Source organism: Hydrogenophaga sp., from assembly GCF_050250835.1.
Lineage (GTDB): Bacteria > Pseudomonadota > Gammaproteobacteria > Burkholderiales > Burkholderiaceae_C > Hydrogenophaga.
In genome coordinates this window covers 18201-32152 of record NZ_JBFWNX010000001.1, presented here as the reverse complement: position 1 = coordinate 32152, position 13952 = coordinate 18201, and the positions used below count along the sequence as shown (strand labels likewise).

General features: G+C 65.8%; 11 protein-coding genes and 1 pseudogene. 7 read left to right on the top strand and 5 right to left on the bottom strand.

The genetic code is table 11. The features are described from left to right. Positions 1–11: 11 nt before the first annotated feature. Positions 12–434 carry a Zn-ribbon domain-containing OB-fold protein gene (locus AB7F11_RS00135; protein WP_428288575.1) on the bottom strand — a complete coding sequence of 141 codons (423 nt, stop codon included), beginning with the start codon at positions 432–434 and terminating at the stop codon, positions 12–14. After that, complete coding sequence (locus AB7F11_RS00130; protein WP_428288574.1) at positions 431–1624, bottom strand: thiolase family protein; 1194 nt, start codon at positions 1622–1624, stop codon at positions 431–433. The genes AB7F11_RS00135 and AB7F11_RS00130 overlap by 4 nt, the downstream gene beginning before the upstream one ends. A 184-nt stretch (positions 1625–1808) precedes the next feature. Here AB7F11_RS00130 and AB7F11_RS00125 point away from each other — a divergent pair, with 184 nt between their 5' ends. The 6 genes and pseudogenes from AB7F11_RS00125 to AB7F11_RS00100 form a co-directional block, all read left to right on the top strand. Continuing rightward, positions 1809–2792: a flavin reductase gene (locus AB7F11_RS00125; protein WP_428288573.1), complete on the top strand. Its 984-nt coding sequence runs from the start codon at positions 1809–1811 to the stop codon at positions 2790–2792. A gap of 8 nt (positions 2793–2800) precedes the next feature. Continuing rightward, positions 2801–4564, top strand: coding sequence for an FAD-dependent oxidoreductase (locus AB7F11_RS00120; protein ID WP_428288572.1), 1764 nt, complete (start codon positions 2801–2803; stop codon positions 4562–4564). Beyond that, the gene (locus AB7F11_RS00115; protein ID WP_428288571.1) at positions 4548–4889 is read left to right on the top strand and encodes an NIPSNAP family protein; all 342 of its coding nucleotides are present in this window, start codon (positions 4548–4550) and stop codon (positions 4887–4889) included. Before AB7F11_RS00120 ends, AB7F11_RS00115 begins: the two co-directional genes overlap by 17 nt. Before the next feature lie 79 nt (positions 4890–4968). Beyond that, complete coding sequence (locus tag AB7F11_RS00110) at positions 4969–6288, top strand: Rieske 2Fe-2S domain-containing protein (RefSeq protein WP_428288570.1); 1320 nt, start codon at positions 4969–4971, stop codon at positions 6286–6288. 10 nt (positions 6289–6298) lie between these two features. Beyond that, complete coding sequence (locus AB7F11_RS00105) at positions 6299–7255, top strand: PDR/VanB family oxidoreductase (RefSeq protein ID WP_428288569.1); 957 nt, start codon at positions 6299–6301, stop codon at positions 7253–7255. 160 nt (positions 7256–7415) lie between these two features. Further along, positions 7416–9371: pseudogene (locus AB7F11_RS00100) on the top strand (acyltransferase family protein); the annotation flags it as partial. A 59-nt stretch (positions 9372–9430) separates the two neighbouring features. Here the strand turns inward: AB7F11_RS00100 and AB7F11_RS00095 are convergent. The 3 genes from AB7F11_RS00095 to AB7F11_RS00085 form a co-directional block, all read right to left on the bottom strand. After that, positions 9431–10330, bottom strand: coding sequence for a DMT family transporter (locus tag AB7F11_RS00095; RefSeq protein WP_428288568.1), 900 nt, complete (start codon positions 10328–10330; stop codon positions 9431–9433). 82 nt (positions 10331–10412) lie between these two features. Continuing rightward, a complete protein-coding gene (locus AB7F11_RS00090) occupies positions 10413–10913 on the bottom strand; it encodes a methylated-DNA--[protein]-cysteine S-methyltransferase (protein ID WP_428288567.1) in 501 nt (166 codons plus the stop codon). Then, positions 10910–12463 (bottom strand): DNA-3-methyladenine glycosylase 2 family protein, encoded by a 1554-nt coding sequence (locus tag AB7F11_RS00085; protein ID WP_428300714.1) that lies wholly within the window; start codon positions 12461–12463, stop codon positions 10910–10912. The genes AB7F11_RS00090 and AB7F11_RS00085 overlap by 4 nt, the downstream gene beginning before the upstream one ends. Positions 12464–12568: 105 nt before the next feature. Between AB7F11_RS00085 and AB7F11_RS00080 the strand changes: the two genes are divergently transcribed. Beyond that, complete coding sequence (locus AB7F11_RS00080) at positions 12569–13951, top strand: phosphomannomutase/phosphoglucomutase (RefSeq protein WP_428288565.1); 1383 nt, start codon at positions 12569–12571, stop codon at positions 13949–13951. Position 13952: the final 1 nt, after the last annotated feature.

Sequence of the window (13952 nt, the reverse complement as noted above, 5' to 3'; positions counted from 1 at the left end):
AAATGGGGGGGTCAGGCGGGACGCGAGGCAAACAGGGGGCCGTCTTCGTATTGAAGAACCACCAGTTCCATCGGTATGCCAGGCTGGAATTCGACGCCTTCGCGCTCCACCATTCGCGTGGCAATGCGCAGGCCGATGTCGAGGTCCACCACGCACACCGCGTATGGGGATTCATCGGCGAACACCTTGGGAGCGGCGTGGATGCGCGTCCACGAATACAGCGTGCCGCGTGCGCTCAGGTCCTTCCACACCATGTCTTCAGACCAACAGTGCGGGCAGATCTTTTTGGGCGGAAAGGTGAATTTGCCGCAGGCCTGGCAGCAGGTGGACTGCCATTTGCCCTGCGAGAGCCCTTCCCAGAAAGGCTGGGTGAAGGCGGAGACCCGCGGCGGGTAGGCGCGCTTGCGGGCGACGGGGATCAGGTCGAGTGTCATCGTACGGCCTCCAGCACGTGAATCAGAGCGGCGTTGTAGTTGCCGAGTTCGCCGGTGGCCAACCCGAGACGGGCGTTGGCCACCTGCCGTTCACCGGCACGTCCGCGCAACTGGTCGGCAACCTCGACCATGTTGTAGAGCGAGGTGACGTAGGCGGGGTGTCCGCGCGAGGTGAGGCCGCCCGAAGTGGAGATGGGGATGCGCCCACCCAGGCGGGTCTGGCCCTCCAGCGCACCAGGCGCGCCCTGGCCACGCTTGAAGAAGCCCACCGCCTCGCTCACCAGAATCTCGACGATGGTGCAGGGAGCGTAGAACTCGGCGAAGTCGATGTCGGCCGCGCTGATGCCGGCTTCCTTGTACGCCGTGGCCGAGGCCTGCTTGGCGGCGATCAGCTCGGTCATGTCGTTGGGAACCTCGTTGATCTGATGCGAGCCGTCGTGGAAGAAACCGCGACCGCGCACCAGCACATAGGGCTTGCCCAGCGACTTGGCCACTTCTTCCGTGGCCAGCACCAGGCAGGCTGCGCCGTCGCTGCGTCCGGGCACGTCGTACAGGCCCAGTGGCTCGACGATCGGACGCTGTGCCATCACCTCGTCGAGCGTGATCGGCTTGCGGTATTGCGCCAGCGGATTGAGCGAAGCGTGGTGGCGGTTCTTCACCGCCACCGAACCAAACTGCTCGCGCGTGGCGCCATGGTCGTGCATGTAGCGCATGGCGTCCATGGCGTACCAGGAAATCGGGATGAAGCCGGCGGTGGCGTGGAAATCCACGTCGCCGGTCGAGCGCATGCTGCTCATGGCGTGGTCGATGGAGGGCGTTGCCGCTTCCATGTTGATGCCCAGTGCCAGCGCCACATCGGTGCGGCCCAGCATGATCTCGTTGCAGGCCTGGTCGAACGCCAGCGCAGCGGTCATGCCGTTGCCCATCACTTCCATCACGTTGCCGGTGCAGGGCAGGCGCAGGTGGCTCACCAGGAAGGTGTGAAAGTACTTCTGCAGCGTGTAGGGCCGCGTCACGGTGAAGATGAGGCTCTGGATGTCCTTGCGGTCCACGCCGGCGTCCTTCACCGCGTCCACCACCAGTTTGCTCATGATCTCTTGTTCAAGCACCTGCAGCGGCTCGTCCGATCGCGTCTGGTGACGCCCGACCGGGATGGCGCTGGTGCCCACGATGGCAACGCGTCTGGTCATGCTGTATTCCTTCTGTTCAGTGTCGGCGCAGTATAGCGCTAATGGACTGACCATTCATATCAATCGTCCAGAGTGGCCAGGTCGGCGGATGGCATTTCAATGTATTGGTAATACCATTGACGATGCACCTTGGGTGCGCCATAATCAGCCCAGTCCGCCAGATGGCGCCCTTACAGGAGTCCGCATGCCCGTCACCGTCACACCCGCCGTTGCCTCGGACGCCAACCCCGCGTTTGATGTCCGGGCTTTCCGCAACGCATTGGGCAGCTTCCCCACCGGCGTCGCGATCATCACCACCACCGGCACCGATGGTCGGCCGGTCGGCCTCACCTGCAATTCCTTCAGCTCCGTTTCGCTGGAGCCGCCGCTGGTGTCCTGGGGCCTTCGCATCAACAGCAAGAGCCTGGAAGCTTTCCAGCAGGCGGGGGCCTTTGCCATCAACATCCTGGCAGAAGACCAGAAGGATCTTTCAGGCCGTTTTGCCAGTGGTCAGATCGTCGACAAGTTCGAAGGCGTGGCCTGGCACCAGGGTCACCGCAACCTGCCCATCATCGACGACTGCGTGGCCACGTTTGAATGCGACAAATTTGCCGAGCATCTGGCTGGAGACCACGTGCTGTTCCTGGGTCAGGTGGCCAAGTTCGAACATGGTCGCCACGAGGATTCGCTGGTGTTCTACAAGGGCGCCTACATGATGCTCACGCAGTCGCTGCGCGAGCTGGCCGCGCGTGGCCGCATGGAGCCTGGCAACCTCGACCAGGCGCGGCGCCTGGTCAACTGCATGCTGCTGCGCCTGGCCTGTGAAAACGGAGCGGACGAAGACTTCGACGCCATCGAGAGCAACATCCTGCAGATCGAGCAGCTCGTGGCACCCGAGGAACGTGAGCAGCGCGCCGAAGCCAGCCTCGAATTCTTCCGGCTGATCACGCGCGCCGCGCACAACGAGGTGCTGGTGGTGGTGTCGGAGACCTTGACCAACATCATGCGGCAAGTGCTCAAGGCCGATTCCTCGCTGCGCTACCGGCCCGACCTGGTGCCTGTGCGCAAACAGATCCTCTCGCACCTTCGCCGGCGTGACGCCGAATCGGCCGAAGCGGCGATGACGCACTACTTTGACGAAATGCGCCGAGGCGCAGCCGCCGCATCGGCGGCACAACCCCAGACCTGAGGATTTCCATGAGCCATCCATCTACTTCAGCCCGTGCCGCCGAGTGCGACGTGCTGGTCATCGGCGCAGGGGCGGGCGGTCTGTCCACCGCCATCTCCGCCAAACACCACGGGCTGGACGTGGTGGTCATCGAGAAGGCGCCGGTGTTCGGCGGCACCACCGCGTTCTCTGGCGGCGTGCTCTGGATTCCCGGCAGCCCGCAAGCGCGAAAGGCAGGCATTGCCGACAGCCGCGAAGCGGTGATGCGCTACATGCGCGCCGAGACCGGGTCATTCTTCGATCGGCCCGCGGTGGAGGCTTTCGTGGACCGTGGCCCCGAGATGGTCGAATTCTTCGAGCGCGAGACCGAGGTCAAGTTCATCCCGACGCTCTACCCCGACTACCACCCCGATGTGGATGGCGGCGTGGACATCGGCCGCTCCATCCTGGCCGCACCCTTCGACATTCGCGGCCTGGGCAAGGACATGGACCGCCTGCGCCCGCCGCTGGCCACCATCACCTTCATCGGGATGATGTTCAACTCGTCCAACGCCGACCTCAAGCACTTCTTCAATGCCACCAAGTCGTTGAAGTCGGCGATGTATGTGTGCAAGCGGCTGCTCACACACATCAAGGAACTGGTGCTGTACCGGCGCGGTGTGCTGGTGACCAGTGGCAACGCGCTGGCGGCGCGGCTGGCGAAATCGGCGCTGGACCTGAAGATTCCGATTCACACCTCCACACCGGCGCGCGAGCTGCTGGTGGAGGATGGCCGTGTGGTCGGCGCGCGCGTGGCCGGCCCCGATGGCGAACGCATCATCCGCGCGCGCAAGGGCGTGGTGCTGGCAGCGGGCGGCTTTGCGCACGATCTGGAGCGAATTCAGCGCGCCTACCCGCACCTGCGGCGCGGTGGCGAGCATTTTTCGCCCGTGCCCACCGACAACACGGGTGACGGCTCGCGCATGGCTGAGCAGGTGGGCGGCACGGTGCCGATCCGCTTCACCTCGGCCGCGGCCTGGATGCCCACCTCCAAGGTGCCGCGCAAGGACGGCACCTTCGGCGCCTTCCCTCACCTGCTGGACCGCTACAAGCCCGGCATCATCGGTGTGCTGCGCAACGGCCGGCGCTTCACCAACGAATCGAACTCGTACCACGATGTGGGCGCCGCGATGATCGAGGCCTGCAAAAACGATCGCGAGACCGCCATGTGGCTGATCTGCGACCAGGCCACCATCAGCAAGTACGGCCTGGGCTACGCCAAACCCGCGCCCATGCCGCTGGGCGGCTTCGTGCGCAACGGCTACCTCAGCAAGGGTCGCACGCTGGCCGAGCTGGCGCAGAACGCGGGCCTTGATCCTGCGGGGCTTGAGGCCACCGTGAAGAAGTACAACGAAGGTGCTGTGCGCGGCGAAGATCCCGAATTTGGCCGTGGCCGCACCTCGTTCAACCGCTACCTGGCCGATCCCGAGCAAAAGCCCAACCCTTGCGTGGCACCCATCGGCGATGGCCCCTACTACGCGCTCAAGCTGCTGGTGGGCGACCTCGGCAGTTTCGACGGCATCACCACCGACGTGGCCGGCCGTGTGCTGGGTGCGCAAGGCGGGCCCATTCGTGGCCTGTTCGCCGTGGGCAACGACCGCGCCAGCGTGATGGGCGGCAACTATCCCGGCGCTGGCATCACGCTCGGGCCGATCCTGACTTTCGGCTACCTCACCGGTCGTTTCATGGCCGGTCTCGAACCCGGGCTGGAAACGGCCGTCATCCAGGAGGAAGCGCATGCTGTTGCCGTCTAAGGCGCTGGTCGACCACCGCATCTACACCATCAAACTTCGCAAGATGCCGGAGTTCCTGGACGTGTTCGACCGCCTGGCCATGCCGATCTTGCTCAAGACCCTGGGAACGCCGCTGGCTTTTTATTCGAGCGTGGTCGGGCCGCTGAACCAGGTGGTGCATCTCTGGGGTTACGACGACATGACCGACTATGAGCGGCGCTGCCTCGCCCGCGACACCCACCCCGACTTCGGCGCCTATCTCTCGGCCTCCGAGCACCTGATCGTGGCGCAGGAGACGCGGCTGATCCGCCGCATCGACTTGCCCAGCCTCGGCAAACCCTCCTGATTCCCGCCCCCCTGCGCCGGCCTGTTGCAGGCGCAGGCGGCGACGCCCTGCACAACAACACCCTGACTGGAGACCCACCATGCTTTCCCGCGAAGACAACGAACTCCTGGTGCGCGTGGGCGCCGACGCGCCCATGGGCAAGCTCATGCGGCTTTACTGGCTGCCCTTCCTGCCCTCGACCGATCTGGAGGTGAATGGCCAGCCGGTGCGCGTGCGCCTGCTGGGCGAAGACCTGCTGGCGTTTCGCGACAGCGAAGGTCGCATCGGCCTGGTGGACCATGCCTGCCCGCACCGGGGCGCGCCGCTGGTGTTTGGCCGCAATGAAGATTGTGGCCTGCGCTGCGTCTACCACGGCTGGAAATTCGATGTGAACGGCGAAGTGGTGGACATGCCCGCCGAGCCACCAGACAGCCGCCTCAAGGCCAAGACGCGCATCAAGAACTACCCATGCCAGGAGCGCAATGGGGTCGTGTGGGCCTACATGGGGCCGGATCGGGAATCGCCGCCTGCACTGCCATCGCTCGAATGGAACATGGTGCCGCAGGAGAACGTGCATGTGAGCTTTCGCGTGCAGGAATGCAACTGGCTGCAGGCGGTGGAAGGCGAGATCGACTCCGCGCACGCCGCCATCCTGCATGGCCGCATCGACTCGCAAGGCGCCATCAACGACTGGGTGGCCAAGAAGGACCTGCGCCCGGTGTTCGAATGCCAGCGCGGCGACCAGGGCATGAGCATCGCCTCGCGCCGCGTGCTCGACGAAGACACCTGGTACTGGCGCGTCAACCAGTTCCTGCTGCCGTTCTACACGCTGGTGCCGCCGCAGTCCAAGTATCCGGAACTCAGCGGCCACGCCTGGGTGCCGCTGGACGATGAGAACACCCTGTGCATCATGTTCTCGTACCACCCCTCGCAGCCGTTGTACGAAAAGACCCGCAAGCTGTTCGAGGAAGGCCATGCCGGCCGCGAGACCGGCCACGCCAGCGAACACGCGTTTGCACCTCGCCCGGTGAGCGTGCCCTTCGCCAAGTACTGGACCAAATTCAACCTGGAGACCGGTTTCCAGTTCAACTACGACGCACAGACCAAGACCTGGTTCTCTGGCTTGCCGGGTCTGTGGGTGCAGGACGCCGCCTGCCAGTCGGGCGTTGCGCCCATTTATGACCGCAGCCGGGAGCACCTGGGCATCAGCGACACCGGCATCGCCATGACGCGGCGCCAGTTGCTGGAAGCGGTGCGCAATCTGGAGCAACGCCAGCAGCGCCCGCCGCGCTACGACGACCCCGAACTCTTCATGGTGCGCGCGGTGTCGCTGACCCTGCCGGCCAAGGCCTCGTGGCAGGAAGAGGGCGCCGAGCACATGCGCGCGCGCCTGGGTGCCGATTTCGGCTACGCGCCCTGAGCCCTGCCGCATGCCCGACAAACCATTGAAAGTCCGTCTGCGCCAGATCCGGCTGGAGGCGCAGGACATCGTCTCGCTCGAACTGGTCGCCGCCCAGGGCGGGGCGCTGCCCGCCTTCACCGCCGGCGCCCACATCGACTTCTTGCTGCCCGGCGAAAAGATCCGGAGTTACTCGCTGATCAACGACCCCGCCGAGACCCACCGGTATGTGGTGGCCGTGTTGCGCGAACCCGAGGGGAAGGGCGGATCGGTCTGGCTGCATGATCGTCCCCGCGTGGGCGATGTGCTGGAGATACATCCACCCGTCAACGACTTTGCCCTGGCCGCAGATGCCGCCGAGTCCGTGCTGATCGGCGGCGGCATCGGCATCACGCCGCTGATGGCCATGGTGCGCCAGCTGGACCGCGAAGGCCGTTCGTGGCGGTTGCACCTGGCGGCCCGCTCGCCGCAGCACGCGGTGTTTCTCGACGAGCTTCGAGCCCTCGATGCCGGCCGGGGGCGCCTCACGCTGCACTGCGGAGCCGAGGACCAGAGCCGCATGGATCTGGCCCAGGTGGTGGCCAACGCACCTGCGGGCGCCCACTTCTATTGCTGTGGACCAGCGCGCATGATCGACGCCTACCAGTCCGCCTGCACGCAGTTGCCGCCCGAGCGGGTTCACCTGGAGCGCTTTGCCGCGGCGAGCGAAGCCGCTACGGCGGGCGGCTTCGAACTGGTGCTTCAGCGAAGCGGCCAGCGCATCGCGGTGATGCCAGGCAAGACCATCCTAGACGCGTTGCTGGACCAGGGCGTGTCCGTGCAATATGCCTGCAGCGCGGGTGTCTGCGGCACCTGCATGACCGGCGTGATCGAGGGTGAGCCGGACCACCGCGACGAATACCTCACCGAAGAGGAGCGCTCGGCGAACCGGCACATCATGATCTGCTGTTCGGGCTCGAAGTCGCCCACCCTGGTGCTCGATCTCTGAGGCGGTTTCCGGCGCTGGTTCCCGCTGGCTGTTCTTTCAATCTCGATATTCGTTCATTCGGACCCGAACGCAGTCCGTTTCACTGAGCCTGCCTAGACTCGCCGCTGCCATACGCCCCAGGAGGTGGGGACCAGGCACTTGATGGCGAGGCGGGACTGCGTTGAAGTACAGACGGGAGATTGACGGGCTGCGAGCCCTTGCGGTGGTGCCCGTCGTGCTGTTCCATGCGGGCGTCGCCGGATTCTCTGGCGGGTTCGCCGGGGTTGACGTCTTCTTTGTGATCAGTGGCTATCTGATCACCGGGATCATTCTGGACGAGATGGCGCAAGGCAGATTCTCGTTCGCGGGCTTCTACGAGCGTCGGGCCCGACGGCTCCTGCCGGCCTTGTTCGTCGTGGTCGCAGCCACACTGATCCTCTCCTTCCTTGTGCTGCTTCCCGAAGACCTGAAGGCCTTTTCCAAGAGCATCCTGGCCGTGATGCTGTTTGCCTCCAACCACCTGTTCTGGAGCGAGAGCGGCTACTTCCAGCCCGATGCCGAGCTGTTGCCCTTGCTGCACACCTGGAGCCTTGCCGTTGAGGAGCAGTACTACCTGATCTTTCCCGTTGTCGCCTGTTTTCTCTTTCGGCGAGGGAGCAAGACGGCGACCGCTGCATTGATGTGTGTGGCTATCCTCAGCTTTGCATTGGCCGAGTGGGGCTCCAGAGCCCATCCCGACGCAGCCTTCTATTTGCTGCCGTTCAGGGCCTGGGAACTGATGATCGGTGCGCTGGCCGCTGTCTACCTCCGGTCGAAGTCGCCCATGCCGGGGCCGACCGCGGCCGGCACCCTGGCCGCGGCCGGCCTGGCCATGCTTGTGCTGAGCCTTCATGGGTTCGACCGGGCCTTGCCCTGGCCAGGCGTGTACGCATTGGTTCCCGTTCTGGGGACGTTCCTGATCATCGTGTTCGCGCAGCCACACAACCTGGCTGGCCGATGGCTGGGCTCCGCTGGCCTGGTCGGCATTGGTCTGGTGAGCTACAGCGCCTACCTGTGGCATCAGCCGCTCTTCGCTCTCGCAAGGCAGGCCTCTGTCAGCGAACTTTCGATGCCCGCCTACCTGTGGTTGTGTGCGTTGACCTTTCTGCTGGCGGCGTTGACCTGGCGGTTCGTGGAGCAACCATTCAGGAAGCGGAGCACGTTTTCACGCCGTAGCGTGTTCATGGGCGCGCTGACCATCGCGTTGCTGTTTGTCGGCATTGCCGTGTTGCTCTACGGAAACCAGGGCTATCCCGGGCGCATCGACAACCACGCCCGAGTCGCAGGCCTGTTCAAGTGGCAAGGGCTGGCCGAACCCTGTGGCAACCAGCTCGCAGTTTCTGCCGAGGTTCAGGCCCAGTGCCGCCTGCCCGAAGATGCGCGTTCAGGCGATGTGGACACGGCACTGTTCGGCGACAGCCACGCAGATGCTTTTCTGCCTGCGCTGGTGTCACTGTCGGGTGAGCGTGCGTTTCCCCATGCCTACATTGGCATGGGTGGATGCCTTCCCTTGCTGGGGGTGGATGTGAGGTCGGGCATCTGGCCCCAGGACGTCTGCCGCTCGCTTGCGCAGGCGCAATACACCTATGCCAGCCAGGTCCGGCCTTCGAATCTGCTGCTGGTGGCGCGCTGGAGCATGTACACCGAAGGCGAGAGCACGACCCGTTCCGCACGCAGGTACTACCTGGTGGAGAACGATGCCGACCCGCTGTCGCGCGAACACTCGAAGGCGGTGTTTGTACGGGCGCTCGAGCGCACCGTGCGCGCCTACCAGGCGCTGGGCGCGCGGGTCTTTCTGGTGGAGCAGGTGCCTCAGCAGATCGTGGAGCCCAGGAAGGTGTTCCACAAACTCAACCAGGCCGGTCTATGGGGCGACCCAGCGGCCGAAGCCGTCATCCATCGCAACGCACTGCCCACTTCGCAGCACCATGTGCACCAGGCGCGTGTCCGTGATTTGCTCGCCAGATTGCCACACATCGAAGGCTTTCGAGTTCTGAACCCGGACGAACTCTTCTGCTCTAGCGAGCGGTGTGTCATGGGCGACAAGGACGGTCCCTGGTACCTCGATCGAGATCACCTCAACATACGAGGGGCAGAAAGGGCCGGCCCCTGGCTGGGCCGCCAGATCGAGGACGCCGTCAGGCCGGCTGGCCCACCTCATCTCGCACTGCTCAGCCACCGCGGGCGCAACAACCCCGTCGACAAGGCCGTTCCGCAAAGAATCACCACGCCGCAGCCGATCATCAGCGGTGTGATGGTCTCGCCCAGCAGCAGCGCGCCGTAGATCAGCGCAAACACCGGTATGAGGAACGTGACGGTGAGTGCGCGCGCCGGGCCGGCCTGCTCGATCAGGCGGAAGTACAGGACGTAGGCCACACCCGTGCAGAGCACGCCGAGCGCCACGATGGCCGCCCACGCGGTGTGGCCCGGTGCGCTGGCGGGCCACAGCCACAGCGCGGGCAACGCCAGGCCGCACACCGCGCCGAGCTGGCTGCCGGTGGCTGTCACCATGGATGGCAGGCCGCCGAGGTAGCGTTTGGTGAAGCTGGCGGCGATGCCGTAGCACAGCGTGGCCAGCAGGCAAGCCAGCACGCCCCATGCGGGGGCGATGCCGGAGACCGCGTCGGGCTTGAAGCTGGCTTTGCCACTGGTGAGCAGCGCGATGCCGGCAAAGCCGATCACCAGCCCCAGGACGCGCGAGCCGTTGGGACGGTCCTTGAGCCAGAGCCACGCCACCACCGCGCCGAACAGCGGCACGGTGGCATTGAGAATGGCCGAGAGTCCGGTGGTGATGGTGAGCAGCGCGAACGAGAAGCAGGCGAAGGGAATGGCCGAGTTCAGCAGGCCCACCAGGAAGAGCGATTTCCAGTGTTGCAGCAGGATGCGGACCTGTCCCTTCCAGAACAGAATGGGCAGCAGGAAGGCCGCAGCCACGGTGACGCGCGCGAAGGCCGTGGGCAGGGCGCCGAAGTCCACCACGGACAGGCGCATGAACAGGAAGGAGGCGCCCCAGAGGGCGCCCAGCAGGACGAATTCGGCGAGCAGAGCGGGTTTCATGGCGGGAAGTATGCCGATCGGTATGGGCGTGGGCGCGGTGCCATTGATGCTGCTTGCTGCCCGAATTGATGCGCGATCCGGCTCAATGCCGCGTGGCGCCTTCCAGGGCGAGCAGGGCGATCTTGCGTTCCAGCCCACCTGCGTAGCCGGTGAGCGAGCCGTCTGTTCCGATCACGCGGTGGCAGGGCACGACGATGCTCACCGGGTTGCGTCCCACGGCAGCGCCCACGGCGCGAACGGCACCCGGGCTGCCGATGCGTTTGCTCAGAGCGCCGTAGCTGGTGGTGCCTCCGGGAGCGATCTCCAGCAGCGCCTGCCACACGCGTTGCTGAAAAGCGGTGCCGGCGCGCAGGTCCAGCGGCAGGTCGAACGCCTTGCGTCGGCCGGCGAAGTACGCGGCGAGCTGAGTCATGGCCTGCTGAAGCACGGCCACATCGGTTGCGCGTTGCCAGGCCGAGGTGTCCGGTCCGTGCCGCTGGCCCTGGAACCAGATGCCGCTCAGACCCTGTGGCGTCGCGGCCAGCACCATGGGGCCCAGCGGGCCCTGCCATTCGGCAAAGACGGTGGCGGGATCGTGTTTCATGTCGGGGTTCCTTTCAATGCTTCGGGACGCATGGTGCCGGCTGCCCAGGCGCGTATCACGGCGTAGCTGCGCCACGGCTTCCAGGCGCTGGAAGCGGTCTCGGCCAGCCGCGCGGCCTGCCTGTGCTGTTGAACGCCCATGATCTTGTGCAAAGCCACGTCGCCGGACGGGAACGCGTCGGGCCAGCGCAGCGCACGCATGGCGATGTATTGCGCCGTCCAGTCGCCGATGCCAGGCAATTCCTTCAGCGCGGCGATGGTGGCAGGCACATCGGTGCTGCCGTGCAGCGAGAGCCGGTGTTCGGCCACCGCCTGCGCCAGCGCCACGATGGCCGCCTGTCGCTGTTTCACGATGCCCAGTTGCCCCAGCGCATCGCCGCTGGCGTGGGCCAGCACCTCGGGCGCCGGGAACACGCGGGTCAGTGCGGCAAATGGCGTGTCGATGGCCTCGCCGAAACGGTCTACCAGGCGCTGCGATAGCGTGCGCGCAGCCGCCACCGTGATCTGCTGGCCGAGCACGGCGCGCACCGCCAGCTCGAAGCCATCGACAGCACCCGGCACGCGCAGGCCGTCGCCGCAGGGAAAGGCCTCGTGCAACACCGCGTTGATAGCGGCGGGGTCTGCGTCCAGGTCGAGCGCAGCGCGCACGCGGTGGATCACCTGGGGCAGTGCCTCGCGCAGCGAATCGCTGACGCGCAGCACGACCTGGCAACGCGCTTCGTCAAAATCGGCCAGCAGCCAGCCCTTTTGCACCTGTCCGGCGGCGGGCACGCGGCAGGTCTGCCCCAGTTGCAGCGGCGCGCCTGGCTCGGTGCACACGAAGCCGGTGCCGGTGATGAGGCGCTGGCTCAGGAAAGCAAGCAGGGCGGTGGCGTCGTACGGTGGCCGATAGCCCAGGCGGACCGTGCTGCCCTGGTCGGTGTTGGCGCCTCGGCGCACCGGCATCTGGCGACGCAGTTGCGTCGGGTTGAGCCGGTAGTGCTCCAGAAACGCCGCGTTGAACCGGCGCACGCTGGCAAATCCGCTGGCCTGCGCCACCTGGGTCACAGGCAGGTCGGTGTCGGCCAGCAACTGCTTGGCCGTGAGCAGCTTGCGCGTCTGCAGGTACTGCAATGGCGAGACACCCAGACGCTCCTCGAACACGCGGCGAAGGTGCCGATCGCTCACACCCAGGCGAGCGGCCAGCCGCTCGCTCATGGCGCCAGCCTGATCCGGGTCCGCCCAGTTCACCGGGTCGTCGAGCCAGCGCGTGGCCTGCTGCACGAGGATGGCGGAGGCGTCCTCGGTGGACCAGTGCCGCTCCAGCGGGGCCAGCTCGGGCCGGCAACGCAGGCACGGGCGAAAACCGGCGCGCTCGGCCTGTGCGGCATGCTCGAAAAAACGGCAGTTCTCACGGCGGGGTGTGCGCACCCGGCAGACCGGACGGCAGTAGATGCCGGTGGAGGTGACGGCGGTGAAAAAGCGGCCGTCGAAACGCGCGTCGTGCGCGCACAGCGCGCGGTAGCAGGCGTCGTCGTCGATCGGGATGGCGGGTGAATGCATGCTTGCCATGGTAGGGCCTGGACCGGGTATTGACTGGCCGTTTCCGGACATGTCCTGCGGGAAGTCGATACACCCCCTCCTACAATGCCTTTTTCAGTTGAACAGGGATTCTTCATGCGAGTTGTTGCGTCCATCTTCAAGGCCTATGACATCCGTGGCGTCACGCCGACCGACCTGAATGAAGGCGTGGCCGAGGCCCTGGGCCTGGCGTTCGGCACGCAGGCACTGGCGCAGGGCGAGCGCACGGTGGCGGTTGGGCGCGACGGCCGACTGAGCGGTCCGGCGCTGTCGGCCGCGCTGATTCGCGGCCTGGTGGCTGCCGGGGTCGATGTGATCGACATCGGCATGGCCACCACCCCCATGCTGTACTTCGCGGCCAGCACGCTGTGCAGCAGCGGCATCCAGGTCACGGGCAGTCACAACCCGCGCGATTACAACGGCTTCAAGATGGTGCTCGGCGGCCGTGCCATTTTTGGTGAAGACATTCAGGCGCTTCGCCGCACGATGGAGGCCGAAACCCACCAGCGCAGGGACGGCGGGCGCGTGCGGCTGATCAACGTGTCGGCGGCCTACCGGGCGCGCATCGTGGGCGACGTGAAACTGGCACGCCCGATGAAGCTGGTGGTGGACTGCGGCAACGGCGTGGCCGGCGCTTCGGCTCCGGCGATCTTCCGCGCCCTGGGGTGCGAGGTGATCGAGCTGTTCAGCGAGGTGGACGGCAACTTTCCCAACCACCACCCGGACCCGAGCAAGCCCGAGAACCTGCAGGACGTGATCCGCACGCTGCGCGAGACCGACGCCGAACTGGGCCTGGCCTTCGACGGCGACGGCGATCGCCTGGGCATCGTCACCAGGGACGGCGCCACCATCTACCCGGACAGGCAGATGATCCTGTTCTCACAGGACGTGCTCTCGCGCGTGCCGGGTGGCGACATCGTCTTCGACGTGAAATGCTCCCAGCGCCTGGCGCCCGCCATCGAATCGGCGGGCGGGGTGGCGCACATCTACAAGACCGGCCATTCGCTCATCAAGGCGCGCATGAAAGAACTCGACAGCCCGCTGGGTGGTGAAATGAGCGGCCACATCTTCTTCAAGGAACGCTGGTACGGCTTCGACGATGGCACCTACGCGGGTGCGCGCTTGCTGGAAATCCTGAGCCGCAGTGCCAACGCCAGCGACGTGCTCAATGCCCTGCCCACCAGCTTTAGTACGCCAGAACTCAACGTGGCCTGCGCCGAGGGCGAGCCGCACGCGGTGGTGGACAAGCTGGTGGCGCTGGCGAAGTTCGACGCGCCCGCCAAGGTGTCGACCATCGACGGTGTGCGGGTGGACTGGCCCGATGGCTTCGGCCTGGTGCGCGCTTCCAACACCACGCCGGTGCTGGTTCTGCGTTTCGAGGGACACACACCCGAGGCCTTGCACCGCATCGAGGCGGCGATGCTGACCCTTTTGCGTCTGGGCAAACCTGACGCGGTCGTGGGTGCGAGTGCGCACTGAT

What these genes read in the sequence shown, in the direction of transcription:
- AB7F11_RS00125 (WP_428288573.1), top strand. Translation starts at nt 1,809, where the DNA reads ATGCCCGTCACCGTCACACCCGCCGTTGCCTCGGACGCCAACCCCGCG.
- AB7F11_RS00085 (WP_428300714.1), bottom strand. Translation starts at nt 12,463, where the DNA reads ATGGCAAGCATGCATTCACCCGCCATCCCGATCGACGACGACGCCTGC.
- AB7F11_RS00080 (WP_428288565.1), top strand. Translation starts at nt 12,569, where the DNA reads ATGCGAGTTGTTGCGTCCATCTTCAAGGCCTATGACATCCGTGGCGTC.
- AB7F11_RS00095 (WP_428288568.1), bottom strand. Translation starts at nt 10,330, where the DNA reads ATGAAACCCGCTCTGCTCGCCGAATTCGTCCTGCTGGGCGCCCTCTGG.
- AB7F11_RS00135 (WP_428288575.1), bottom strand. Translation starts at nt 434, where the DNA reads ATGACACTCGACCTGATCCCCGTCGCCCGCAAGCGCGCCTACCCGCCG.
- AB7F11_RS00120 (WP_428288572.1), top strand. Translation starts at nt 2,801, where the DNA reads ATGAGCCATCCATCTACTTCAGCCCGTGCCGCCGAGTGCGACGTGCTG.
- AB7F11_RS00090 (WP_428288567.1), bottom strand. Translation starts at nt 10,913, where the DNA reads ATGAAACACGATCCCGCCACCGTCTTTGCCGAATGGCAGGGCCCGCTG.
- AB7F11_RS00105 (WP_428288569.1), top strand. Translation starts at nt 6,299, where the DNA reads ATGCCCGACAAACCATTGAAAGTCCGTCTGCGCCAGATCCGGCTGGAG.
- AB7F11_RS00115 (WP_428288571.1), top strand. Translation starts at nt 4,548, where the DNA reads ATGCTGTTGCCGTCTAAGGCGCTGGTCGACCACCGCATCTACACCATC.
- AB7F11_RS00130 (WP_428288574.1), bottom strand. Translation starts at nt 1,624, where the DNA reads ATGACCAGACGCGTTGCCATCGTGGGCACCAGCGCCATCCCGGTCGGG.
- AB7F11_RS00110 (WP_428288570.1), top strand. Translation starts at nt 4,969, where the DNA reads ATGCTTTCCCGCGAAGACAACGAACTCCTGGTGCGCGTGGGCGCCGAC.